Source organism: Listeria monocytogenes, from assembly GCF_013282665.1.
Classification (GTDB): Bacteria; Bacillota; Bacilli; order Lactobacillales; family Listeriaceae; genus Listeria; species Listeria monocytogenes_C.
Window position 1 is genome coordinate 2,245,239 of sequence record NZ_CP054041.1, and the last position, 23,985, is coordinate 2,269,223.

27 protein-coding genes, 1 pseudogene and 1 riboswitch are annotated in these 23,985 nt (G+C 38.6%); of the genes and pseudogenes, 22 read left to right on the top strand and 6 right to left on the bottom strand.

All coding sequences use genetic code 11. The features are described 5' to 3' along the window. Window positions 1-119: 119 nt before the first annotated feature. The gene (locus HRK21_RS11315) at window positions 120-758 is read right to left on the bottom strand and encodes a hypothetical protein (protein ID WP_003721530.1); all 639 of its coding nucleotides are present in this window, start codon (window positions 756-758) and stop codon (window positions 120-122) included. Between the two features lie 436 nt (window positions 759-1,194). Between HRK21_RS11315 and HRK21_RS11320 the strand changes: the two genes are divergently transcribed. Together HRK21_RS11320 and HRK21_RS11325 are read left to right on the top strand one after the other, a co-directional pair. Continuing rightward, a complete protein-coding gene (locus HRK21_RS11320; RefSeq protein WP_070006919.1) occupies window positions 1,195-2,910 on the top strand; it encodes an ABC transporter ATP-binding protein/permease in 1,716 nt (571 codons plus the stop codon). A 1-nt stretch (window position 2,911) separates the two neighbouring features. Continuing rightward, window positions 2,912-4,558, top strand: coding sequence for an amino acid ABC transporter ATP-binding/permease protein (locus HRK21_RS11325; RefSeq protein ID WP_070006921.1), 1,647 nt, complete (start codon window positions 2,912-2,914; stop codon window positions 4,556-4,558). Window positions 4,559-4,770: 212 nt separating this feature from the next. Here HRK21_RS11325 and HRK21_RS11330 read toward each other — a convergent pair whose 3' ends face one another. Further along, the gene (locus HRK21_RS11330) at window positions 4,771-5,355 is read right to left on the bottom strand and encodes a hypothetical protein (RefSeq protein ID WP_070006923.1); all 585 of its coding nucleotides are present in this window, start codon (window positions 5,353-5,355) and stop codon (window positions 4,771-4,773) included. Window positions 5,356-5,465: 110 nt separating this feature from the next. Between HRK21_RS11330 and HRK21_RS11335 the strand changes: the two genes are divergently transcribed. From HRK21_RS11335 to HRK21_RS11345, 3 genes and pseudogenes are all read left to right on the top strand, one after another. After that, window positions 5,466-5,942, top strand: coding sequence for a GNAT family N-acetyltransferase (locus HRK21_RS11335; protein WP_070006925.1), 477 nt, complete (start codon window positions 5,466-5,468; stop codon window positions 5,940-5,942). Next, a pseudogene (locus tag HRK21_RS11340) lies at window positions 5,935-6,225 on the top strand (CPCC family cysteine-rich protein). The gene HRK21_RS11335 and the pseudogene HRK21_RS11340 overlap by 8 nt, the downstream one beginning before the upstream one ends. A 280-nt stretch (window positions 6,226-6,505) precedes the next feature. Further along, entirely contained in the window at window positions 6,506-7,975 is a 1,470-nt protein-coding gene (locus HRK21_RS11345; RefSeq protein ID WP_077952775.1) for a leucine-rich repeat domain-containing protein, read from the top strand. A gap of 36 nt (window positions 7,976-8,011) precedes the next feature. On the opposite strand, the gene HRK21_RS11350 is transcribed toward HRK21_RS11345, so the two are convergent. The 3 genes from HRK21_RS11350 to HRK21_RS11360 all read right to left on the bottom strand — a co-directional run bounded on the left by HRK21_RS11350 (window position 8,012) and on the right by HRK21_RS11360 (window position 9,532). Then, the gene (locus tag HRK21_RS11350) at window positions 8,012-8,359 is read right to left on the bottom strand and encodes a nuclear transport factor 2 family protein (protein WP_070006927.1); all 348 of its coding nucleotides are present in this window, start codon (window positions 8,357-8,359) and stop codon (window positions 8,012-8,014) included. A 66-nt stretch (window positions 8,360-8,425) separates the two neighbouring features. After that, window positions 8,426-8,998 carry an ATP-dependent Clp protease proteolytic subunit gene (locus HRK21_RS11355; RefSeq protein ID WP_070006929.1) on the bottom strand — a complete coding sequence of 191 codons (573 nt, stop codon included), beginning with the start codon at window positions 8,996-8,998 and terminating at the stop codon, window positions 8,426-8,428. Window positions 8,999-9,124: 126 nt separating this feature from the next. After that, window positions 9,125-9,532: a VOC family protein gene (locus tag HRK21_RS11360; RefSeq protein WP_003738701.1), complete on the bottom strand. Its 408-nt coding sequence runs from the start codon at window positions 9,530-9,532 to the stop codon at window positions 9,125-9,127. Window positions 9,533-9,623: 91 nt separating this feature from the next. Here HRK21_RS11360 and HRK21_RS11365 point away from each other — a divergent pair, with 91 nt between their 5' ends. The 9 genes from HRK21_RS11365 to cobC all read left to right on the top strand — a co-directional run bounded on the left by HRK21_RS11365 (window position 9,624) and on the right by cobC (window position 15,724). Continuing rightward, window positions 9,624-10,103 carry a precorrin-2 dehydrogenase/sirohydrochlorin ferrochelatase family protein gene (locus HRK21_RS11365; protein WP_003738702.1) on the top strand — a complete coding sequence of 160 codons (480 nt, stop codon included), beginning with the start codon at window positions 9,624-9,626 and terminating at the stop codon, window positions 10,101-10,103. Between the two features lie 118 nt (window positions 10,104-10,221). Then, window positions 10,222-11,586: a 4Fe-4S dicluster domain-containing protein gene (locus tag HRK21_RS11370; RefSeq protein WP_077952776.1), complete on the top strand. Its 1,365-nt coding sequence runs from the start codon at window positions 10,222-10,224 to the stop codon at window positions 11,584-11,586. After that, a complete protein-coding gene (locus HRK21_RS11375; RefSeq protein WP_003736310.1) occupies window positions 11,583-12,137 on the top strand; it encodes a BMC domain-containing protein in 555 nt (184 codons plus the stop codon). Before HRK21_RS11370 ends, HRK21_RS11375 begins: the two co-directional genes overlap by 4 nt. A gap of 147 nt (window positions 12,138-12,284) precedes the next feature. Continuing rightward, complete coding sequence (gene eutS / locus HRK21_RS11380; RefSeq protein ID WP_003730493.1) at window positions 12,285-12,635, top strand: ethanolamine utilization microcompartment protein EutS; 351 nt, start codon at window positions 12,285-12,287, stop codon at window positions 12,633-12,635. Window positions 12,636-12,640: 5 nt separating this feature from the next. Further along, window positions 12,641-13,072, top strand: a complete 432-nt coding sequence (locus HRK21_RS11385; protein WP_070006933.1) for a EutP/PduV family microcompartment system protein — start codon at window positions 12,641-12,643, stop codon at window positions 13,070-13,072. A gap of 24 nt (window positions 13,073-13,096) precedes the next feature. Next, window positions 13,097-13,846 carry an alpha-ribazole kinase gene (gene cblS / locus HRK21_RS11390; RefSeq protein WP_070006935.1) on the top strand — a complete coding sequence of 250 codons (750 nt, stop codon included), beginning with the start codon at window positions 13,097-13,099 and terminating at the stop codon, window positions 13,844-13,846. Beyond that, window positions 13,843-14,400 carry a bifunctional adenosylcobinamide kinase/adenosylcobinamide-phosphate guanylyltransferase gene (gene cobU, locus HRK21_RS11395; RefSeq protein ID WP_069888608.1) on the top strand — a complete coding sequence of 186 codons (558 nt, stop codon included), beginning with the start codon at window positions 13,843-13,845 and terminating at the stop codon, window positions 14,398-14,400. Before cblS ends, cobU begins: the two co-directional genes overlap by 4 nt. Window position 14,401: 1 nt before the next feature. Further along, window positions 14,402-15,148: an adenosylcobinamide-GDP ribazoletransferase gene (cobS, locus tag HRK21_RS11400; protein WP_070006937.1), complete on the top strand. Its 747-nt coding sequence runs from the start codon at window positions 14,402-14,404 to the stop codon at window positions 15,146-15,148. Next, complete coding sequence (gene cobC, locus HRK21_RS11405) at window positions 15,149-15,724, top strand: alpha-ribazole phosphatase (RefSeq protein ID WP_069888610.1); 576 nt, start codon at window positions 15,149-15,151, stop codon at window positions 15,722-15,724. Between the two features lie 64 nt (window positions 15,725-15,788). Beyond that, window positions 15,789-15,978, top strand: a riboswitch (cobalamin riboswitch). A 154-nt stretch (window positions 15,979-16,132) separates the two neighbouring features. On the opposite strand, the gene HRK21_RS11410 is transcribed toward cobC, so the two are convergent. Beyond that, a complete protein-coding gene (locus HRK21_RS11410) occupies window positions 16,133-17,017 on the bottom strand; it encodes a PocR ligand-binding domain-containing protein (protein WP_070006939.1) in 885 nt (294 codons plus the stop codon). Between the two features lie 302 nt (window positions 17,018-17,319). Here HRK21_RS11410 and pduA point away from each other — a divergent pair, with 302 nt between their 5' ends. The 8 genes from pduA to HRK21_RS11450 are packed head-to-tail and all read left to right on the top strand — an operon-like array spanning window position 17,320 to window position 23,972. Continuing rightward, complete coding sequence (gene pduA / locus HRK21_RS11415) at window positions 17,320-17,607, top strand: propanediol utilization microcompartment protein PduA (RefSeq protein ID WP_003719356.1); 288 nt, start codon at window positions 17,320-17,322, stop codon at window positions 17,605-17,607. After that, complete coding sequence (gene pduB / locus HRK21_RS11420; RefSeq protein WP_003726968.1) at window positions 17,600-18,403, top strand: propanediol utilization microcompartment protein PduB; 804 nt, start codon at window positions 17,600-17,602, stop codon at window positions 18,401-18,403. Before pduA ends, pduB begins: the two co-directional genes overlap by 8 nt. Window positions 18,404-18,421: 18 nt before the next feature. Continuing rightward, complete coding sequence (locus tag HRK21_RS11425) at window positions 18,422-20,086, top strand: propanediol/glycerol family dehydratase large subunit (RefSeq protein ID WP_070006941.1); 1,665 nt, start codon at window positions 18,422-18,424, stop codon at window positions 20,084-20,086. Between the two features lie 37 nt (window positions 20,087-20,123). Further along, the gene (locus tag HRK21_RS11430; protein ID WP_069888612.1) at window positions 20,124-20,783 is read left to right on the top strand and encodes a propanediol/glycerol family dehydratase medium subunit; all 660 of its coding nucleotides are present in this window, start codon (window positions 20,124-20,126) and stop codon (window positions 20,781-20,783) included. A 16-nt stretch (window positions 20,784-20,799) separates the two neighbouring features. After that, entirely contained in the window at window positions 20,800-21,312 is a 513-nt protein-coding gene (locus tag HRK21_RS11435; protein ID WP_003724696.1) for a diol dehydratase small subunit, read from the top strand. A gap of 45 nt (window positions 21,313-21,357) precedes the next feature. Beyond that, window positions 21,358-23,178 carry a diol dehydratase reactivase subunit alpha gene (locus HRK21_RS11440; protein WP_070006943.1) on the top strand — a complete coding sequence of 607 codons (1,821 nt, stop codon included), beginning with the start codon at window positions 21,358-21,360 and terminating at the stop codon, window positions 23,176-23,178. Next, on the top strand, window positions 23,175-23,522 hold the full coding sequence (locus tag HRK21_RS11445; RefSeq protein ID WP_003738712.1) for a glycerol dehydratase reactivase beta/small subunit family protein: 348 nt from the start codon (window positions 23,175-23,177) through the stop codon (window positions 23,520-23,522). The genes HRK21_RS11440 and HRK21_RS11445 overlap by 4 nt, the downstream gene beginning before the upstream one ends. Window positions 23,523-23,534: 12 nt before the next feature. Then, the gene (locus tag HRK21_RS11450; RefSeq protein ID WP_003738713.1) at window positions 23,535-23,972 is read left to right on the top strand and encodes a BMC domain-containing protein; all 438 of its coding nucleotides are present in this window, start codon (window positions 23,535-23,537) and stop codon (window positions 23,970-23,972) included. Window positions 23,973-23,985: the final 13 nt, after the last annotated feature.

Here is a 23,985-nt window from a genome sequence, read left to right on the forward strand (position 1 = left end):
ATTTTGATGAGGTTAAGTAAAACAATCCATACTGCAATAATAATGATTAAAATATTTAGTAAAGAATTACCAAAAATATTTTCAAAACTATATAATGTACTCATACATTCATTCACCTTCTAACGATTATTTACATAATCCAACCATACTTTATCTTTGCCTACTCGGATGTAGTTGTAAACGGTATAATTTCCACCACTAGTATTGTTGATTACCATTTTCACCCCACCATATGCAGAATAGCCGGATTTTTCATTTTTTCTGAAGACACCTTTTGACAAAATACTTCCACCATTATTTGTACTATAATTTATCCCGTAAATACGATCTAAACGATCCGCATATTTCGAACCCCATTCGATTTTACCATATATAGTAGTATAATCAGCTTTATAAGAAAAACTATAGCCTGAGAAATTTTGTTTTACTGTTACTCCTTTATATATCATTCCACCTGGAATGACAGTTTTTGTTCCAGTTGTTTTACTGCTTTTTTTGAGTAAGGGTCTAGTATTACTCTGTGATTCTTCGCTAATTTCCTTTGCTTCAGAATATGTAACTTTTGCCCCTTCCACTGTTTCTATATTTGCGTTGGAGTAATCTATTTCTGTTTGAATTATCTCCCCATATTGATTATTTTCAACATAAACTTCTTTGTCTTTTGTACTAAATATATTTTCTTTAGCCGAAACTTGGACACTACCTATTAATATAGATAAAACCAAAGACATCCCTAGTACATATAATATTTTTATCATGTTGCCATCTCCTTTTTATGTTTATAGTACAAAATGATTATAACATATTACTTTTTTGTTTAAAAATTATATAAGAGAATTTGAGGTTCTTCTTGTAATTTTTACTTAAATATCTTTTTATAGCATTTTATAAAATACTTATTATTTTGATTGATAAATTTAAATATAAATAAAGTTTACCTTAAGAAGATAAAATAATAACTTTTTAGTAAAATAAAAACCAAAATAGGAGCTGCTAATAATTTGAAAACCACAAATGACAATGAGAATCATTATCAAACACAGATTTTTGTGATATAATAAACAAAGATTTATTAATGGGGGTTAGCGATCAAATGGGAAAAGTAGTATTTAAAATGGCTCATACTGCCAAAAAACCAAAGAAAGTATTAAGGTATCTTGAAACGAACCTTATTGTAACTCGGGGGGAAGTGCAATGATTGATAAGCGTTTGTTTCAATTGGTTGAAAAGAAATCTTTAGTGTTATTAATTCTTTATCGTGTGCTGAGTTTGGGGTTGATGATTGGTCTTTGGCTTGTTTTTGCTCAACAATTAACGCATTATTTAGAGGGCCAAAGTGTCGATTGGTTATGGCTTATTGGAACGGTTTTAGTCGTTTTAGTTGGCAAAGCGATACTTACCAAATTAGCGGAGAAACAAATTTACCAAGCATCAGCAGAACTGCGTTTATCAATGAGGCGCGCTGTGATGGAAAAAGCTTTTCGGTTAGGCAACAACGAAGGACAGCTACCGGCATCAACTTTAACGCAGCTCGCGGTAGATGGGATCGAACAATTAGAAATTTATTATTCACGTTTTTTACCGCAATTATTTTATTGTCTCATCGCTTCTTTGATGATTTTTGGAAGTTTAGTTGGATTTGCGTGGCAGCCGGCGATTGTGCTATTAATTTGTATGCCGATGATTCCGGTTGTTATTATAGCAGTGATGAAAATTGCTAAACGGATTTTGAGTGGCTATTGGTCGGATTATACGAATTTAGGAACCAAATTTCATGAAAATTTAAGTGGCTTGAGTATTTTGAAGGCTTATGAACAAGATAAATATAAGCAAGAGGAAATTGTTTCTGATGCGGAACGTTTCCGTAAAGCTACGATGAGTTTGTTATCGATGCAACTGAATTCGATTACGATTATGGATATTATTTCGTATAGTGGGGCGGCACTTGGTATCGGTATGTCGTTAATTATGTTCACAAATGGGAATATAAGCATGACTGGCATGCTGATGTTCTTACTACTAAGCGCTGAATTCTTTATTCCAATGCGTCAACTTGGGTCTTTATTCCATGTGGCGATGAATGGAATTAGTGCTTGCAGTAAATTGTTCGCTTATTTAGAGTTAAAAGAGCAAGTTTATGGCTCAGAAGAATTAGCTAAACCGTTAGAAAAAATGGAAGTTCGTCATTTGACATATACATATGAAGAGGGTAAAGCTAAAGCACTTCAAGATATATCAGCTCTTTTCAATAAAGGAAGTTTTTCAGCACTTGTCGGAAAGTCTGGTTCAGGAAAAAGTACGTTTGTCCGAGTGTTATTAAACCAATTGCCTGATTATCAAGGGGATATTGTTTGGAATGATGTATCGTTAGCTAATTTGAGCGGGGAAGCTATTCGTAAACAAGCTGTGTTAGTAGATAATCATGGTTATCTTTATGCAAATAGTATTCGGGAAAATTTATTAATTGGTAATCCAGCCGCAAATGATAGTGATTTATGGAATGTTTTGGAGCAAGTTAGTTTGGCTGATTTTGTTCGGAAACTACCGGGGCAATTAAGTGAGAATTTAGAAGAGAACGGAAGTAATTTATCTGGTGGGCAAAGGCAGCGGTTGTTACTAGCGAGAGCATTGCTGTGTCAAGCTGAAGTCTATGTTTTTGATGAAATTACGTCTGGTGTGGATTTGGAAAGTGAAAAAATTATTCTTTTGGTGTTGCAAGAATTAGCTAAAGAAAAAATTGTGCTCTTTATTTCGCATCGCTTATATAATATTTTGGACGCGGATCAGGTACTCGTTTTTGACGCGGGAAAATTGGTAGAAGTGGCGAGCCCAGAACGATTGCAACAAGAATCCAATTACTTCAAAAATTACTTTTTAGAAGAAGAAGCGTTGCTGAAAGGGGGAGCATGATATGTCAGAATGGACGATTATTGGCTGGTTATTAAAGTTTGTTAAGCCGTTACGAGGAAAGATGATTTTGGCGATTTTACTTGGTACTATAAGTAATTTATCGGTTATCATGATTTCTCTGATTGGTACGTATGGCATTATCGCGGTAATTTTACAGCAGCCACTGAATCCGTATAAATGGCTCTTTGTAATGGTTGCTTGTGGGGTGGTTCGCGGTTTGGCACGATATTTGGAACAGTATTTAAATCATGATATTGCCTTTCGTTTGCTTGCGATTATTCGTGAACGTATTTTTGTGACGTTGCGAAAATTAGGACCTGCTCGTTTATCCGGAAAGAAAAGTGGTGATTTAGTTGCCGCGATTACAACAGACGTCGAGGCTTTGGAAGTGTTTTTCGCACATACAATCTCACCGGTTTTTATTGCACTTGGTACGACGATAGCAACAGTTGGCTTTTTGGCGACCTATGATGTTCGTTTAGCGCTCATACTTTTGTTAGGACAAATCTTGGTTGGTGTCGTTTTGCCGATGATTAGTTATAAACGAAATAAAAAAATCGGAACTGCTTATCAAAAAGAATTCGTTGGGCTCAATCAGATGATAATGGAAAATATTGCAAGTTTACAAGATATATTCCAGTTTAAATTGGGCGAAGAGCGTTTGAGTAAATTAGAAACACAAGGCGAAAAGCTCAATAAGCAGTATAAAAAAAGAATAAGACAAGGAAGCGAGCTCCAAATATTTGGTGAATGGGTGCTAATTGGTACGGCGACTTTAATTTTAGTGTTAGGTAGTCTTTTGCAATTACCGCTTGAAACAGTATTAATTGGAACCGTGCTTAGTCTGAGTTCTTTTGGATCGGTATTGGCATTAAATGCTTTAGGAACAGCGCTGTTAACTACTTTTGCTAGTGGTAAGCGATTATATACATTAACAGAAGAAAAACCTGTGGTATTATTTAACGGTCGGCTTGAACTAGCGAATTTTGAAAGTGCGGAGTTAGATAAAGTGACTTTTAGCTATGATGGAAAACAACCACTTTTAAACGAAATTTCGCTAGCACTACCTAAGGGAAAATGGCTTGGCATCGGTGGGGAAAGTGGCAGCGGGAAAAGTACCTTAGTAAAACTACTGATGCGTTACTGGGATCCAAAAGGCGAGGTTAAATTAAATGATAACGAACTCCCTGAAATTACAGAGTCTTCGCTTCATAGGCTCGAAGGTGTAATGGAGCAAAGTACGTTTTTGTTTGAAGACACACTTGGTAATAATATTCGTTTAGGAAAAAAAGATGCTACTTTGAAAGAAGTTAAAGAGGCGGCCCGAAAAGCTGCTATCGATACATGGATTGAGACTTTGCCAGAAGGTTATGACACGATCATTGGCGGGCAATCACGAAATTTATCAGACGGCGAACGCCAGCGGATTGGCTTAGCTAGACTATTTCTCCATGGTGCTCCGTTATTATTATTAGATGAACCAACAAGCAATTTGGATTACATTAATGAACAAGCGATTTTAAACACGCTCCGTTCAGAAATTCAAGATAAAACGGTGCTCGTAATTTCTCACCGAGCAACAACATTAGACTTGGCAGAAGAACAATTATTTATAGAAAATGGTGCATTAAAAAGTGTAGCAAAATAAATAAAAACAGCTTGTATAGTTTACAAGCTGTTTTTTATTCATAAATCTACTTTCTCTGAGCTTTCGAAAAATTCAACCGTGTCAAGTGCTGCCCATCTGCTGTGTAATATAAATAATTCGTGTTTTATAGAACCGCTCAAAATATTTTATCTATTTGATAGAAAATAATGTCCAAAGTAAATGGAAGCTGGTTTTTCATTATATTTGACGTATTATACAAAAACTTTTCCAATTTGCTCAAATAGAAATTCTCGTCCAAACAAAAGAATGAGCATCAAGAAGAGCACGACAACACCAAAAATAAAAATACCGAATGTAAAATCGCGTGGATAGCTATAGTCATGTTTTTTTATATCTTCTCTTAATGAGGCTAATTTGGCATCAAATTGGTTAATTAATTCAACGAAATTGCTTCGGCCGATAAAGGCGCAGTCGATTTTCTCCATCTTGTCTTCTGTTTGAAAGAATAGTTCCATCGTTTCTGGAATAGGATGTCCAAAGCTCGGACGAGAAGGTTGGAAGTTATAACTTATTCTCTTCACATTTGCAAGATGAATCGTTTTTGTTTTGTTGCGTGTGTGAATAATAAAATCGTTCTTGGTGACTTGGCTCCATTCTTTTGGCGGGAGTAGAAGTTTCACAATTAAATATCCTATAAATAATAGAGTAATAAGACCATAGTAAAATGACTCTGGTTTTTCTATTGACAATAAAGTTAATAAGCCAAACATGAGAATAAAAGATAAAGAAGTTAAAGCTGTTCCGATTGTTTTAAGTTTATCTTTGTAATATATCATGATACACCTGCTTGGTTGAATTTATGTTGAATTTAATGATAACATTGTAAAATATAATCATCAAGTTCATTAGTGAACTTTTAACTACTAAGTAAACAAGGGGGAACTTCATGGAAATCACATTACAACAACCTACAACAGCTGACTTTCCTTTCATTGAATGGTTGTGGGGAGATTTGGCAACAACAGAAGTGCTTGGCGGACCATTTCCTTTTCCGGAAGAAACGCGCATGGACTGGTTAAAGTCAAAATCACAACCGAGCAATGCTTATTTTATTATAAAAAAAGACACAGAATCCGTTGGTGAAGTTAGCTTTCGCGATTTTGAAAAAGGAACAGCTCATTTAAATATTAAAGTGGCTGCATGTTACAGAGGCCAGCGAATCGCTCAAAAAGCTTTGCAATTATTCTTGGATTTTTTTCAAACTGATTGTGGCGGGATAGTTATGTTGGATGAAGTTAGACGGAAAAATGAAGCTGGTATTGCATTTCTTGTAAATGCTGGTTTTGAAATTATAGAAGAAAACGAACTGACGGTGTTACTCAAGTGGACTGTACAATTGAGAAAAGAGGAATTAAATGCCTAAATATAGATGCGCTTGTTGTAATAGTTTAACTATTGATGTTAGGGGCGAGTTTGAAATTTGTCAGGTATGTTACTAGGAAGATGAGGCTTATTTCGTTTTTGATGAAGCGGAGATTTATTCGCACTATTAAACTATTTCCACGATAGAAGATTTGTTAAATATTCGCTCTAGTGCTAATAATGGTTTAACTTTATTAGAAGCACGCCAAAATTTCAAACAGTTTGGTGCTTGTGAACTGGCAATGAAGCAATATGTTAGAGAGCCAACTGCAGACGAATTATAAAGAAGGAAAAGGTAAGTGTAGAATTTATATCTAACTTACCTTTTCTAGTAGTGAAAAAAAGCTGTTTTTTTGCTTAGGTTCATTTTTTAGACACAACTAAAAAAAGATATACCAATCGCGGAAATTCTAGTAATGTGATGGTAGCAAGGTTAGTCGATGAAAAAGCTTGCTAATAATGAAGTGTCGTGAATTTATTAAAACAAGAAAAATTTCCTCCTAGTTCCGTTGATTTGAGTGTATAGACAAAGTATGATGTTGATTGAAACTCAAGGAGGATATCATGAAAATAATGAAACTTATTACTAGCTTACTTTTAGTTTTAACTGTTGCTTTTAGTATCGGAAATTTTACTAACCCGCATCCTGTTGAAGCAGAGGTAACTTATACACTCACCAATCCAACACCAATCAATGAAATATTTCCAGATCCAAAGCTTGCAAAAGTGGTAGCTGATTGGATGAAACAACCATCCGTAACTAGCTCCGTTACTCAAAGCCAATTGAACAAGGTTGGAGCATTACATTTCACATCAGCAGGGGTACAAAGCCTTGAAGGCGTGCAGTATTTGAAGAACCTTACGCAATTATTTGGTTATGGAAATCAAGTAAGTGATTTAACGCCACTTAGTAATTTAACACAATTAGAAACGCTTTATATACCCAAAAATCAAATAAGCGATTTAACTCCAATTGCGAATCTATCTACATTAACAACACTAGATGTTGAATTTAACAATGTACAAACAATCGACCAACTAAAGAACTTAACCAACCTAATAGAACTTAATATTAGTGCTAATCCAGTTTCAGATATTAGTGCAGTTAAAAACATGACTCAGTTAGAGTTTTTGACAATGCGAGATTGCAATGTAAGTGATTTGACACCCACCCAAAATTTATCCAATATGATGATGTTTTGGGCTGGTGGAAATCATATTACGGATATTACACCACTTAAGAACATGTCGAATTTGCTCGGATTAAGTTTATTTGGAAATAATATAACAGATATTAGTGTGGTTGAAAATCTTACAAGCCTTGAAGATTTTGATATAAAAGCAAATCAGGTTAAAGATATTAGCAGTTTGGCAAAAATACCAAATTTGGAGACTTTGACACTCAGTTTTAACCATATTATAGATATTTCCCCACTGAAAAGTTTGACTAACTTAACAAGGTTAGAACTCGACAATCAAACTCGAGTTTTAGATGCAGTCGAAGTGGATGATCCGTTGACATTACCAGCACCAGTTACGGACGAAAATGGTAATAGGGCGAAACCAACAAAAGTTAATCATGCAGGTGTTTATGAGAATGGCGAGATTACCTGGTTAGGACTGGAAAGTAATTATATTTTAAACTACGAGTATAATTTGCCAGTAACAATTGGCTCTTTAACAACCACGTATTCGGGTAAAATCACGCAGGCATTGTTGGAGAAACCTGTTAATCCAGTAGATCCAGTAGATCCAGTAGATCCAGTAGATCCAGTAGACCCAGTAGATCCAGTAGACCCAGTAGACCCAGTAAAACCTGTAGACCCAGTAAAACTAGTAGAGCCAACGAATCCAGTAGAATCAGTTCCTACTGAAAGCGAAGTTACTCCAATAAATTCGGCTATTTCTATTAATTCCGTGGCAACAGAAAATGCGAGTTTACCAAAAACAGGGGACCGAGGAATAACGGCTAGTTTTTTTGGAGGCATCATGCTAACAATAACTAGTGCGGTTCTTCTACGTAAACGAAAATAATGAAAAGGAATTTGGCGATTAGTCAAATTCCTTTTTTTATACAATTTTAGTCCCTTGATGAAAAGTGAGTTTCCATGAATTATTTTCAAAAATCCAGATATTACTTCGCATTGTATAGCTATTTTCGCTTAGATTTTTGAGTTTATAATAAGAGAGGACTTTTGTTTCGTCTAAAATTTTTATGTCATATTCTATGATTTCTAAACTACTATCACCAAGTGTTGTTAACGATTTGTAATAAGTATAATCCTTAACAACACCACTTTGCGTGATTTCAATGTAGGATTCGCTTAAAATATCGATAATCGCGGACATAGAGTGGCGATTTTCTAGTGATAAATGTATTTCGTCGAGTTTTTGGAAATTTTTTTTCGTTAAGTTCATTGTAAGTCCTCCTTCTTAAAGCGAATAAAAAAGGTTCACTTCATTTTGCAAGTGAACCTTTTAGTATTATTTTAAACTGTCTCGGTTTTCAATGATTTCATTTACGATGCCGTAATCTTTCGCTTCCTTAACAGAAAGCCAGAAGTTACGATCTGTATCTTTAGAAATTTGTTCGTATGATTGACCGGTTGCTTCGGCGATTAAGCGGTTAATTCTTTCACGCATCCGAATAATTTCTTTTGCTTCGATTTCGATTTCGGTACTTTGACCTTGAACGCCGCCAGCAGGTTGGTGAATCATGTAGCGCGTATTTGGAAGGCTAAAGCGATTTTCTTTTTTAGCAGCTAAGTAAATCGTAATACCAGCGCTTGCAACCCAGCCAGTTCCAACGACTTTCACTGTTGGTTTAATAAATTTAATCATATCGTGAATCGTATCGCCAGCTTCGACGTGTCCGCCTTGGCTATTAATAAAAATGGTAATAGGATCATTACTAATAGATTCCAAAAGTAACAGCTGCTTAGAAACGTCTTCGGCTAACTCCTGATTGATCTCCCCGTAAATTAACACCGTGCGTGTATCGATCAATTTTTGGGTAAGGATGTTGGTGATATTTTCATTATTTTTATTCTCTGCCATGAAAAATTCCTCCTTAAAAAGCCTTCGTTTATTTGTAATACAGGTATCTTATCATAATGGTCGAAAATGGTCAAACATTTTGAATGCAAAAAGAAAACGCTTTAGGACGGCGTTTTCTTCTCGTTTTTATACAAATGCGAGTTGCCAAGTAATGCCATATTTATCCGTGACCCAAGCCACTTTTCGAAGCGCTTCTACTGCTTCTGGTCCCATCATAACCGTGCCTTCTTTCGCCAGTTTTTCAAAAAGGGTGTCGAATTCATCTTCCGTATCTGCAAAATAAAGGGTTGTTGTGGCCCAGCTAAAGTCAGGGGAGGCATTGTTTGTCATATCCATAATCATGAACGAAGCACCTTTCATTTCAAAAGTAGCATTTAGTACTTTGCCGATATCGCCACCTTGCTCTGGTTTCGTGAAGTAAGTGAGGCCGACTTTTTTTGCATCTGGAAAAGTGTTTAAATAAAAGTTAAACGCTTCCTCGCCATTACCATTAAAAGTAAAAAATGTGGAGATTTGTTTCGCTTGATTAAACATTTATTTTACCTCCTTTTGAATTATTTTAACTATACCCGAAAAATATTTCAATTATGTGTTAAAATGAAGAAAAATGTGCGGAGGTTTGCTGATGAAATACCCGATAATGCTTGATATTACAGGGAGAAAGGTTGTCATAATCGGAGGCGGGAAAGTAGCGCTTCGGAAAATTATGGGCTTGCTGGACGCGGGTGCAGATATTTTGGTAGTTGGACTAAAGATTTTGCCAGAGATTAAGGCGCTGGATGTGCAGATAATGGAAGAAGCTTATCGCTCGGAACATCTTAAATCGGCATTTATGATATTTATTTGCACAGATAACTTGGAAGTAAATCAACTCGTTTTACGCGACCGGACGCCTGGACAGCTCGTGAATGATACAACTAACCAAGCTAATTCCGATTTTTTCAATATGGCAACAGTGACGAAAAATGAGCTGACTGTTGGTATCTCAACAGGCGGAAACAACCCGGGATACGCGAAGAAAGTGAAGCGTGAAGTGAGCGAGCTAGTGGACAATTTAGAAACGGAAGAAATCGGAAGTCGTAATAAAAATGATAAAACCTGCTAATTTTAGTAGGTTTTTTATTCTATTATATTGCTCTCTTTTAGGCTGCAAAATTTTACTATAGATTTTGGAATGTAAACGCTCTATCATTGAAGTATACTGAAAAACTATTAAGAGGGTGTTGAGCCAAATGTCCATTTTAGAAAAGATTAAAGATGCTGGCGTTGTTGGTTGTGGTGGAGCGGGCTTTCCGACCCATGCCAAATTTAGCGGTGAAGTGGAATACTTAATTATCAATGCGGCAGAATGTGAGCCGTTATTAAAAACCGATCATTTTGTTATGAGAAACCATGCAGTAGAAACGATTAAAGCAATTGAAATGGTTAAAAGCCAAGTCGGAGCAGAATTTGCTGTTATTGCGACAAAACGATATTACACAGAGGAAATTGCGGCTTTGCGGTCAGCAATTTCAGAACTAGATGCAAGCGTTACTATTCATGAGATGGATAATGTCTATCCGACTGGTGATGAGCAAGTCATGGTGTTTGAAGTGACTGGGCGAGTAGTACCACCAAGCGGCATTCCATTAATGGTTGGTTGTATTGTATCGAATGTTTCAACGATGTGGAATGTTTTTCATGCAATTCAAGATGACGCACCAGTTGTTCGCAAGCAGCTAACAGTTACAGGCGCAGTAGGCGAGCCAAAACTTTTAGATGTACCAGTTGGAACGCCATTTGAAGTATGTTTAGCAGCAGCAGGTGGAACCACTTTAAACGAGTATTTATTCTTAGACGGTGGGCCAATGATGGGTAAATTAAATGACCAATCAACAATCGCCGACAAAGTAGTAACGAAAACAACTTCTGGTTTGATTGTGGCAGAGGATACAGGCTACTTGCATAAGCTTCATTACCAAACAGTGGAGCAAATTTTCAATGAAACAAAATCAGCTTGTATTCAGTGCTCGCTTTGCTCTGATTTATGCCCGAGACAACAATTAGGTCATGATATTCACCCCCACAAAGTCATGCGCCATTTCGCGGTTGCAGAAGTTATAACAGACATCAAGCCGGATCCAATTTGGGAAGAAGCAATGATTTGTTGTGAATGTGGTATTTGTGAGGTAATCGCTTGTCCGATGGGGCTTTCCCCGCGCCAAGTAAATATTCACGTCAAAAAAGAACTTTTAAAACAAGGTGTACGTTATCAAACGGATAAGAAAGAATTCACACCAGACCCGATGCGTGAATATAAATCGATTGCACCCAAAAATATTTTGATTAAAATGGGCTTACAGCAATATGCTGATGTTCATTTAGAAAAAATGCATTATTTAGAAGTGGATGAAGTATTTATCCCAACAAAAATGCATATTGGTGCACCGTCTATTCCAGTTGTGAGTGAGGGAGACATCGTGAAAAAAGGTGACTTAATTGCGAAAATTCCGGATGCTGCTCTTGGAGCCAATATCCATGCAAGTATTGATGGTCAAATTGTTCGTATAACTGAAGAACAAGTTCATATTAAGAAGGTGATGTCATGAAAATGGATACGTTAGGATTTCTGGAATTAAATAGTATTTCGAAAGGCATTGAGGCAGTTGATACGATGTTAAAAGCGGCCAATTCCGAATTAATTTATGCAAAAGCAAGTTGTCCAGGGAAGTATTATATTTTAATCGCTGGGACAGTGGACTCAGTGGCACAATCCATCGAAGCAGGAACAAAAATTGGTGCGGCGAATATCGTTGGTAACCTAGTGATTCCACGTGTGTCAGACCAAGTAATCAAAGCGATTAACAAAACAGAAGTTCCAGACGAAATGAATGCAGTAGGCGTTATGGAATATTATTCTTGCTCTGGTTCGATTATTGCGGCCGATGCTGCGGTAAAAGCGGCCGATGTGCAGTTACTAGATATTCGTTTGGCAACGGGGATTGCTGGTAAATCGTTTGTCGTTTTAACTGGTGACACAGCAGCTTGTGAAGCAGCAGTGGAAGCAGGCCTTGCAGCAGCGAAAGAAGAAGCACTTTTAATTAATAAAGTAGTTATTCCAAGACCGCGTAAAGAAGTCTTCGAGAGTTTGATTTATTAAAAAGATAACAATATATTGTCATAGAGTTTTGGGAGAAGGCGTGCACTGACTGAGGTTGCGCGCCTTTTGAACAAGCTGACAAAATAGTGGCGCCTAAATATGATAGGATTATTTTGAGATAGTTTGTCTAGATGAGGAGTGGGAAAAATGGGTTTTGATGATAATAAAGAACGTGTAATACAAGAATATGTACCAGGTAAACAGGTGACGCTTGCGCATTTAATCGCCAATCCGAACCGTGATATTTATACGAAATTAGGACTAGAAGACGGCGCAAGTGCAATTGGGATTTTAACTATTACGCCAAGTGAAGCTTCCATTATTGCAAGTGATATCGCGACTAAATCCGGCGATGTACGAATTGGCTTTATTGACCGTTTTAGTGGTTCGGTTGTACTAACAGGCGATGTTTCTTCTGTTGAATCAGCTTTACAACAAGTAGTTTTTTCATTAAACGAAATTTTGGACTTCTCGATTCCAAAAATTACTAGGAGCTGAGTTGCTTGAAGAAAATGATGGTAATGGGCTCGGTTGGATGTGGTAAAACAACCCTGTGCCAAAAATTGCATGGTTATGATATTTTATATAAAAAAACACAAGCTGTGGAGTATTTTCAAGAAATGATTGATACTCCTGGTGAGTTTGTGCAGCATAGACAACTTTACAGTGCGCTCACAGTGACCGCAGCAGATGCGTCAGTGATCGCAATTTTACAAAGTGTGACAGAGAAAAAGCAGACGTTTTCACCAATGTTTGCCAGCATTTTTGCTAAACCGGTTATTGGGATTGTTACAAAAGTGGATTTGGCGGAATCGGACAAAGACATGGAACGAGCAGAACGAGAGTTACGCATGGCTGGCGCGAAGCATATATTTTATATATCCTCGGTGGAAGAAACTGGAATAGAAGAACTGCGCGCATATTTGGAAGATTAATTTTAACTAAGTGGAGGTTTTTTTATGCCTCAAGTGAGGGATTTATCTGTAATTGATGTGCCAGGAGGTTGTATTTTAACAAGCTGTGATATTAGTGCTGGCTTTGGCGAAAAAGCGCATGATGGCTTAATGGTTGCCCCAGAAGTGACAGCTCGTTTGACTTTGAGAGTGGCTTTAATGGAAATGATTGCTTCTGGTGCAGAGGTTGTAGCTGTTAGTGATGTTGTCGGAGCGGAAATGGAGCCCACTGGCAGACGTGTTATAGCTGGATTAAAGGATGAACTTATTAAAGCAAATTTAAGCCATATTGAATTAAATGGCAGTACAGAAGAAAATATGAAAGTAACCCAGACTAGCGTAGGGGTTCTCGTAACTGGTTTTGCGACTAAAGCTGCACTTAAGCTGATAAATGTGCATGAAGCTGCGGTCTTATTTGCGTTTGGCGAACCCTTTGTAGGTCCAGAAGTCCTGCAAAAAATGACGGAAATGCCAGATTATCGTTTAGTGAAGAAGTTGGCCGCACATAGCTCGGTGCTTGAAGTAGTACCAGTTGGTTCGAAAGGAATGGCTTATGAGGCAAATCTTTTAGCGCGATTAAATGATGGCGTTTTTTCCGCGATGGATACTTTTAGCGAAGAAATCATGAACAAAACTGCGGGACCAGCATCGGTTATTTTGGCAGCAGTAAAAGCAAATAGTGTAACCGTTTTTGAACGGGAATTTTTAGGTGCTAAACGTATAGGGGAGTTTCGTAGGAATGAGGAATGGACATGAGTGAAATGATGCTTGTTACTGGTGGAGCTAGGAGCGGAAAGAGTAATTTTGCTGAAAAAGAGGCGGCTAAGTATAATCGTGTTTTATACGTGGCGACTGGCATTGCGTATGAGAACGATACGGAGTTTCAAGCTAGAATCCAAAAACATCAAGCAACTCGTCCAGCAAATTGGGATACATTCGAAAGTTTTCAAGCTATCGCTAATTATTTGAATCAGCATGCGAATCAATATGAGCTAATTATGCTTGATTGTGTGACGATGTTAGTGACTAATTTATTTTTCACTATGCTTGGTGAGCGTGAATTGACTAATGAAGTTGCAGATGAAGTCGAAGCGGAAATTCAGTCGGAAGTGGCTGCCATTTTAACTGCTGGAAGAAATTCTTCTGCTAAACTTATTTTTGTGACGAATGAAATTGGGCTTGGTGTCGTACCTGAAAATAAACTCACGCGTGTTTTTAGAGATATTATTGGTCGAGTAAATCAGCAAATTGCGGCTCAAGTAGAAGAAGTTTATTTTGTCGTAAGCGGCATTCCGAAAAGGTGGAAGTAATATGAAAACATTGATTTTATTAATTCAATTTTTTACGCGAATTCCACTACCTATCCAAATAAATATGGATGAAATTAACTTGAAAAAAGGGAGTGCTTTGCTACCATTTGTCGGGGTGATTATTGGTGCTTGGAATTGGCTCATTTTTACTTTGGTGGCGCTTGTTATGCCTTTGCCGGTTGCGATTATTGCAGGACTTTTTGCAGAAATTATCATTACTGGCGGTTTTCATGTTGATGCACTGGCGGATACGGCGGACGGGCTTTTTTCTTCTCGTAAAAGAGAGCGGATGCTGGAAATCATGAAGGATAGTCGTGTAGGCGCGAACGGCGTGATTGCGATTTGCTTTTATTTTCTTTTTTATGGTGCTTTATTCTTATCTGTTCCTGATACGCAACAAATTGGTTGGTTATTTTTCGTTTTACCGATTGTTGCTAAAGGCGTGACAATGTTGCTTTTTGCAAAAATGACCTACGCGGGATCAAAAGAAGGGTTAGGGGCGATTTTTCTAGGAGTTCCTTGGTGGCCAATTGTGATTGCACAAGTGATTGTGTTGGTTGTTTTAGGGATGTTTTTCTCTTATATTGGCGTCATTGCTTATGCTGGCGTGATTCTGTTTGCGATTATTTACCGGGCATTTGTTTATAAACGGATTGGTGGTATGAATGGGGACACACTTGGTGCTGGTGGACAAATGGGGCAACTTATGTGTTTATTTTGTTTAGTGCTACTTTGGGGGTTGATGTAAGTGCAACTTATTTTTGTGCGACACGGGGAAACGGACTGGAATGTAGCGAAAAAATATTGTGGTCAGTTAGATGTTGCGTTAAATGAAAATGGCGTTCGACAAATGGAGCAACTCCGCGAAAAGCTGGGGAGTTACTCGGTCGATTTAGTTGTTACGAGTGATCTTACTCGTGTGAAACAATCAGCAAATATTTTAAGTAATGCAAAGGTGCTGCGCTTTTCTGCGTTAAATGAAATGGATTTCGGTGATTTTGAAGGGTATACGTATCAAGAAATTAGCGCTAAGTTTCCAGATGCTTGGAACGAATACTGTAATCACTGGCAAACGGCACTATTTCCAAATGGGGAAAGTTTTCCGATATTTTATGAACGAGTGGTTGCGGTATTGGAAGCAGAAATGGAAAAATGGCAGCAACTTGATACGGTGTTGCTCGTAGGTCATCTTGGTGTTTTACGAGTCATTGCGCTTTTTTTACAAAAACAAACTATAGCACAATATTGGGATATCGATTTTAAGCAAGGATGTTATTCGCTCTGGGACAATGAATCTCAACGTTTTCTTATTTCTAATCAATAGTAGATTTTTGTTGTTTCTGTTGAAACCGCTTTTTTTATAAATACTTTGTGGTAAGATGTAGGTAGTTAAATAGGTCTTATGTTGGTGGAATGTATGTGCATTTCTGAAAGAGGAATTCGGTGCGATGCCGAAACTGCCCCCGCAACTGTAAGGTGGACAAAAATAGATATAACCACTGTACGTTTTAATGTATGGGAAGGTGCTATTGTTGGATGAAGCCAAGTCAGGATACTCGCCAAATAAGCCGGAAGCAACTCTTTTTCGGGGTCCTAAAAAGCGTGTGCGGGTAGTATAGCTTATTTGCTGTGCATAAACTCTCATTCGATGACGGATGAAAGTTTTTTTGTTTTTCAGGCAACAAAAAAGTCATATTCTTAAAGTAAAGAGAACATGACTTTTAGATACTACTTATTTTAATGTTTCACGGTAGCCTTTTGGTGTGACTTCAAACTCTTTTCGGAAGACTTTGCAGAAATAACTTGTTTGTGTGAAACCTAGGTTACGAGCGATATTATCAATGGACAAACGTGGATTTTTCAACATTTCTTTGGCAAGGGACATTTTCTTCTGGTTCACATAATTGATGAAATTCACATTCATTTCTTTTTTGAATAACTTACTAAAATAATAAGAACTAAGATACACATGACTTGCCACTTCATCAAGTGTAATCGGTCGGTTGAGATTTTTCTCGATATACTTCAGTGCTTTACGGATTTCTTTATTATCTTCATGGTGTGTTGATTTATTGTGGTGGAAGACGATTTTTTGTTTTTGTTCTTCGCGGCTTTTTTCCATTTCAGATTTCAAGTAATACTGGGAGATAATTGTAAGCATTTCGGCAGAAGAGTTGATTTTTTTAGAGCTGAAAACAGGGACAGATCGAAACGCGGAGATGAGCTCTTTATCATTTTTCCAATCGGTTTCTTCTGTTTGAATATTACCAACTTCGCTACTTTCTTCACAAATAACCTGGCCACTAAGTAAAAACCCACTCAGTTGGTTTTCGACGACAATTGGAACTGAAAAATCAGTTAATCCAGCATGACATCGATAAATTAAGGGCTTTCCGGTTTTGGAGGCTTCCAGTCCACCAAACATATCACATTTTTGGCAAAGGGAGCGATATTTGGGATTGGAGCGAATAAGTTGGCAAAAAGGAGTAAAGTTACATAATCTAGAAACTTCGGTACCGTGTATATCTACAACAACGGAGGCTAAACTGGTTGCGGCTGAGAACTCATCCATTACTTTTTCAATGAGCATTTCGTTGCTTTTGGACTGTAGTAACATAGCTATTCCCCTTTCGGCGAGACTTGGCGTGTTTCTGTCGTTCTTAGTATAGCATATTTATAATGCGCTTACATTTTCTTGCCATGAAGATAACAATATATTGCTAAGAGTAATTTCATATGAGAAAGCCCAAACCATGCACTACTGGATGGCTTTTTGTCGTTATTTTTTTTGGAGGCGCAAAATTGTGTTAAAACACGATTGACGTCTTCTTTTTTTCTGTTTGGAAGCGGCAACTATTTATATTACAGATTGCCTATACTGAGAGAGTAAAATACTTATTTTGAGAAGGAGGTACACCCATGCAAGAAGCACTAGGATTAGTTGAAACTAAAGGGCTAGTCGGCGCCATTGAAGCCGCTGACGCCATGGTTAAATCAGCTAACGTAACATTAACAGGGTACGAAAAAATCGGGTCTGGACTGGTGACTGTCATGGTTCGTGGTGATGTTGGTGCGGTGAAAGCAGCGACAGAAGCAGGAGCGGCAGCAGCTAGAAATGTAGGTACCGTGATGAGTACACATGTTATTCCTCGTCCGCATACTGATGTGGAAGAAATTTTACCAGTGAGGGTGAAGTCAGATGAGTGAGCAAAATAAACTAATTGACGAAATTCTAAAACAGGTAATGGAAACGGTTAATGATGCCCCGGAAAAATTAGTAGAGGATGGAGGATCACGTCAAATGAGTGAAAAAGCAGTTCAATTAACAGAGTTTGTAGGAACAGCAATAGGAGATACAATCGGCCTAGTGATTGCGAATGTAGACGGACAACTTTTAGAAGCAATGAAGCTTGAAAAGTCTTACCGTTCTATAGGTATTTTAGGAGCCCGTACTGGTGCAGGTCCACATATTATGGCAGCAGATGAAGCTGTAAAAGCAACAAATACAGAAGTAGTAAAAATTGAATTACCACGTGATACAAAAGGCGGTGCGGGCCACGGTTCTTTAATTATCTTTGGTGGGGATGATGTTTCTGATGTCAAACGTGCAGTAGAAGTGGCACTGAATGAATTAGATAAAACTTTCGGAGATGTATATGGCAACGAAGCTGGACACATCGAACTTCAATATACAGCGCGAGCAAGTCATGCACTTAATACAGCATTCGGGGCACCTGTAGGAAAAGCATTCGGACTTATGGTTGGTGCACCGGCTGGGATTGGTGTTGTTATGGCTGATACGGCAGTGAAATCCGCTAACGTAGATGTCGTTGCATATTCCTCGCCAGCAGATGGAACAAGTTTCTCCAATGAAGTGATTCTTTGTATTTCTGGAGATTCTGGTGCAGTACGTCAAGCTGTTATTTCAGCACGTGAAATTGGTAAAAAATTACTTGGAGCTTTAGGGGATGAACCGAAAAATGATCGTCCATCCTACATTTAGAACGGAGGGTAACGACTGATGAAATCAAAACGCTTTGAAGAATTAGCAAAACGCCCGGTCAATCAAGATGGTTTTGTAAAGGAATGGATTGAAGAAGGCCTAATCGCAATGGAAAGCCCGAATGATCCAAAACCAAGCATTAAAATAGAAAATGGCAAAGTAGTCGAAATGGATAGCAAAAAACTAGCTGATTTTGATTTAATTGACCATTTCATCGCTAGGTATGGCGTCGATTTATCTCGTGCGGAAGAAGTTATGCAAATGGATTCGGTGAAGCTAGCCAATATGCTTTGTGACCCAAATGTGCCACGTGAAAAAATCGTTTTACTTACAACTGCAATGACACCGGCAAAAATAGTAGAAGTAGTTTCACAAATGAACGTTGTCGAAATGATGATGTCGATGCAAAAAATGCGCTCTCGTAGAACGCCGACAACGCAAGCACACGTAACAAACTTGCGTGATAATCCTGTTCAAATCGCAGCAGATGCGGCAGAAGCAGCAATTCGTGGTTTTGATGAGCAAGAAACAACGGTTGCGGTAGTTCGTTATGCACCTTTTAACGCACTTAGCTTATTAGTGGGTTCGCAAACGGGTCGCGGAGGTGTATTAACGCAATGTTCTCTTGAAGAAGCAACGGAATTAGAACTAGGCATGCGTGGTTTAACTTGTTACGCTGAAACGATTTCTGTGTATGGAACGGAGCCTGTATTTACAGACGGAGACGATACACCTTGGTCCAAAGGTATTTTGGCAAGCGCCTATGCATCTCGTGGTCTGAAAATGCGTTTCACATCTGGAACTGGTTCTGAGGTTCAAATGGGTTACGCAGAAGGCAAATCGATGCTATATCTTGAATCTCGCTGCATTTTCATTACGAAAGCGGCTGGTGTTCAAGGTTTACAAAATGGTTCTATTAGTTGTATCGGAATTCCAGGTGCTGTACCAAGTGGTATTAGAGCAGTTCTTGCCGAGAATTTAATTGCCGTTATGTTAGATCTAGAAGTAGCTTCTGGAAATGACCAAACGTTCTCTCACTCGGATATTCGCCGTACAGCTCGTTTACTGATGCAATTTTTACCAGGAACAGATTATATTTCCTCTGGTTACAGCGCAACACCTAACTATGACAATATGTTTGCTGGTTCCAATTTTGATGCAGATGACTTTGATGATTACAATATTTTACAACGCGATTTAAAAGTGGACGGTGGGTTAACACCGGTTACCGAAGAAGAAGTTGTTGCAGTTAGAAACAAAGCGGCACGGGTAATTCAAGCTGTTTTTGATAAATTGGGCCTTCCAGAAGTTACCGATGCAGAAGTAGAAGCAGCAACGTATGCACGTGGAAGTAAAGATATGCCAGAACGTAACATGGTAGAAGATATTAAGGCAGCAGCTGAAATGATGGACCGTGGTGTAACTGGTTTAGATGTAGTGAAAGCTTTATCTGCTGGTGGATTTGATGATGTTGCTGAAAGTGTACTAAATATGTTGAAACAACGTGTATCTGGAGACTTCCTTCATACATCTGCCATCATTGACAAAGATTGGAATGTCATTAGTTCCGTCAATGACTTAAATGATTATGCAGGTCCTGGAACTGGTTATCGTTTAGAGGGCGAACGCTGGGAGAAACTAAAAGATATCGCTGTTGCAGTTGATGCAAACGAATTAGAATAAGCTACTTCCCATTTTTTATAAAGGAGGACTAAGAGACATGGTTGAAATTAACGAAAAAGTACTTCGCGGAATTATCGCAGAAGTACTAGATGAATTACAGCTAAAAGAAGATAAAGTTTCTTTCCAAAAAGAACAGCCAAGTGTTACCGTTTCAGATGAAAGCTTTTTAACAGAAGTTGGGGATGCGAAGCCGGGTAGACAAAAAGATGAAGTTGTTATTGCGGTCGCACCGGCTTTTGGTAAATATCAAACAAAAAACATTGTGGGCGTTCCACATAAACAAATTTTACGAGAAGTGATTGCAGGTATTGAAGAAGAAGGGTTAAAAGCACGCGTTGTTCGTGTATTCCGTTCTTCTGATGTAGCTTTCGTCGCAGTAGAAGGCGACAAATTAAGTGGTTCTGGTATTTGTATCGGCATTCAGTCGCGTGGTACAGCCTTAATCCATCAAAAAGATTTACAACCACTTTCTAACTTAGAGTTATTCCCGCAAGCACCACTAATTACGCTAGAAACATACCGAGCAATCGGTAAAAATGCGGCAAAATATGCCAAAGGGGAATCACCAAATCCAGTGCCAATGGTAAACGATCAAATGGCACGTCCGAAATTCCAAGCCAAAGCAGCTTTACTTCATATCAAAGAAACAAAACATGTTGTTCAAGGAAAAAACGCAGTCGAATTACAAGTAAACTAATAGTGAGGTGAAAATGATGAATCAAGAAGCACTAGAAAATATGGTCAGAAATATTTTACAAGAAGTAAATAGTGGCGCAGTATCCACAACTACGTCTCAAAAAGTGAGCGGAGATACACTGACAGTACGAGATTATCCACTCGGAACAAAACGTCCAGAACTTGTAAAAACATCGACATCAAAATCATTAGACGACATTACATTGAAAAGTGTTCTAGATGGCACAATCAAACCGGAAGATGTTCGTGTAACAGCGGAAACGCTTAAAATGCAAGCACAAGTAGCAAGAGATGCCGGACGTGCAACACTTGCAAATAATTTCGAACGTGCAGCTGAGCTAACCATCGTTCCAGATGAACGCATTTTAGAAATTTATAATGCGATGCGTCCTTATCGTTCCTCAAGAGAAGAATTGCTTGCGATTGCAGATGAATTAGAGAGTGTTTATCATGCAACGATTTGCTCTAATTATGTTCGTGAAGCAGCACAGCTTTATCAAGAGCGTAAGAAATTAAAAGGCGATAATTAAAACGCTCCTTTTGCTCGCGATTATGTAGGAAATGCGGTGAAATGAATGAAGTATATTGCAGGGATTGATATCGGGAATTCTACAACGGAAGTGGCACTTGCTATGGCAAACTCCTCGGAGGAAGCAGCGTTTGTTGCTAGTGCTATTACGGACACAACCGGTATCAAAGGAACAAAACAAAATCTTCACGGGATTTTTAAAGCATTGCGACTTGCTTTAGAAAAAGTAAATGCGACGACCGAGAACTTGGTTGAAATCCGTATTAATGAAGCGACACCAGTGATTGGCGATGTGGCAATGGAAACTATTACGGAAACAATCATTACTGAGTCTACGATGATTGGTCACAACCCTAAAACACCAGGAGGACTTGGTATGGGGGCAGGTATGACGGTGCTTTTGGATGACCTGACATCTAAACCAAAAGACGCAGATTACATTGTAATTATCCCGAAAACGGTTGATTTTGAAGATGCAGCAAAGCAAATGAATGATTACGCCGAAAATGGCTATCAAATAACGGCTGCGATTCTTCAAGCAGATGACGGTGTTCTCGTGCATAACCGACTAAACCATAAGATTCCGATTGTCGATGAAGTAGGGTTTATTGATAAAGTACCAGTCAATATGTTAGCAGCTGTCGAAGTCGCAGCTCCCGGAAAAGTTATTGAAACCATTTCTAACCCATATGGTATTGCGACCGTCTTTCATTTGAATTCAGATGAAACGAAAAATATTATTCCTGTAGCACGAGCTTTAATTGGCAATCGTTCGGCGGTTGTGATTAAAACGCCAGAAGGTGATGTCAAAGCTCGAACAATACCAGCGGGACATATCGAACTTCAATCAGGATCCAGAACGCAACGTGTCAATGTCGCAGAAGGTTCTGAGAAAATCATGCAAGCCATTATGTCACTTCCAAAACTCGACAATGCTAGCGGAGAACCAGGAACAAATATCGGCGGTATGCTAGAAAAAGTGCGCCAAACGATGGCCGGACTAACAGATAAATTGCCAGCAGATATTTTTATTCAAGATTTACTAGCTGTGGATACATTTGTTCCAGTAGATGTTCAAGGTGGGCTTGCAGGTGAGTTTTCCATGGAACAAGCAGTTGGTATTGCCTCCATGGTAAAAAGTGATCACTTGCAAATGGCAGCTATCGCCTCAGAAATCGAACAAGAACTGCAAGTAACCGTCAAAATTGGTGGTGCAGAGGCAGAAGCTGCTATTCTCGGAGCGCTTACTACACCGGGAACTAATACTCCACTTGCCATTTTAGATTTAGGCGCTGGATCCACAGATGCCTCGATTATCAACGGAAAAGGAGAAATTATCGCAACTCATTTAGCCGGCGCAGGCGATATGGTAACGATGATTATCCAGTCAGAAATTGGCTTGGAAGACCGTTATTTAGCCGAAGATATTAAAAAATATCCGCTTGCTAAAGTCGAAAGTATTTTCCACATTCGGCATGAAGATGGCACGGTGCAATTTTTCGATACGCCGCTTTCTCCAACTGTTTTTGCCAAAGTGGTAATTGTAAAACCAGATGGCTTTGTGCCAATACCTGGGGATGTGTCGATTGAAAAAATCAAGTTAATTCGCCGTTCAGCTAAGGAGCGTGTCTTTGTAACGAATACCATCCGCGCATTAAAATATGTCAGCCCAACTGGGAACATTCGAGATATTCCATTTGTCGTAATTGTTGGAGGATCAGCCCTTGATTTTGAGATTCCACAATTAATTACCGATGCACTTTCTCATTATTCACTCGTTGCTGGCCGTGGGAATATTCGTGGCGAAGAAGGCCCGAGAAATGCAGTTGCAACAGGCTTGATTCTAGCTGGAGGTGCTAAGGCATGATTCCAGTTGTTAGTAAGCCAGCCATTTATTTTCATGCAGATGTGGACGCGAACCCAGACAGTATTAAACAAGTTTTATTTGGAATAGAGGAAGAAGGCATTCCATGTGAATTAGAAATGATGCCCTTGAAAGACGAAGTGCAAGCAGCATTTCGAGCATCTGCGAGTTCCCCGCTTCTAGTAGGGGTTACGCTGAAAAATGATCATTTAGTGATTCATTATCGTAATTTACCCCCAGATAAACCACTATTTTCAGCATATCGTTTTTGCGCAACCACACTAGAAAACCAGCGAAATATGGGAATGAATGCAGCGCGACTTGTCAAGGGTGTACCTTTTAAATAAGGAGGTGAAGGAATGCATCAAGCAATTGGAATGATTGAAATTAAAGGACTTGCTTCAGCGATAACCGTAGCAGATACAATGGCAAAAGTAGCAAATATCCAACTTGTAGACACGGAAAAAGCAAAAGGTTTTGGCTGGATTACCGTGAAAGTGGAAGGTGATGTTGCTGCTGTGAACGCGGCACTTGAAGCAGGTGAACAAACCGCAATAGCCTCAGACAGTTTTATTGCGAAAAAAGTCATTCCTCGACCAGGGGAAGAGATTTTTACAGTATTTTGGCCGAAAGAAGAAATAGAGCCAGAACAGCCGGAAGTGATGGTTGAAATAGAAAAAGTGGAGGAAACCGAAGTACCGACAGAAGCGACTTGCAATCTATGCCATGACCCACTTTGCCCACGAGTAAAAGGGGATCCAAGACAAGATTGTATCCATTTTGAAGAAGAAAAGTAAACCCAATTTGAGG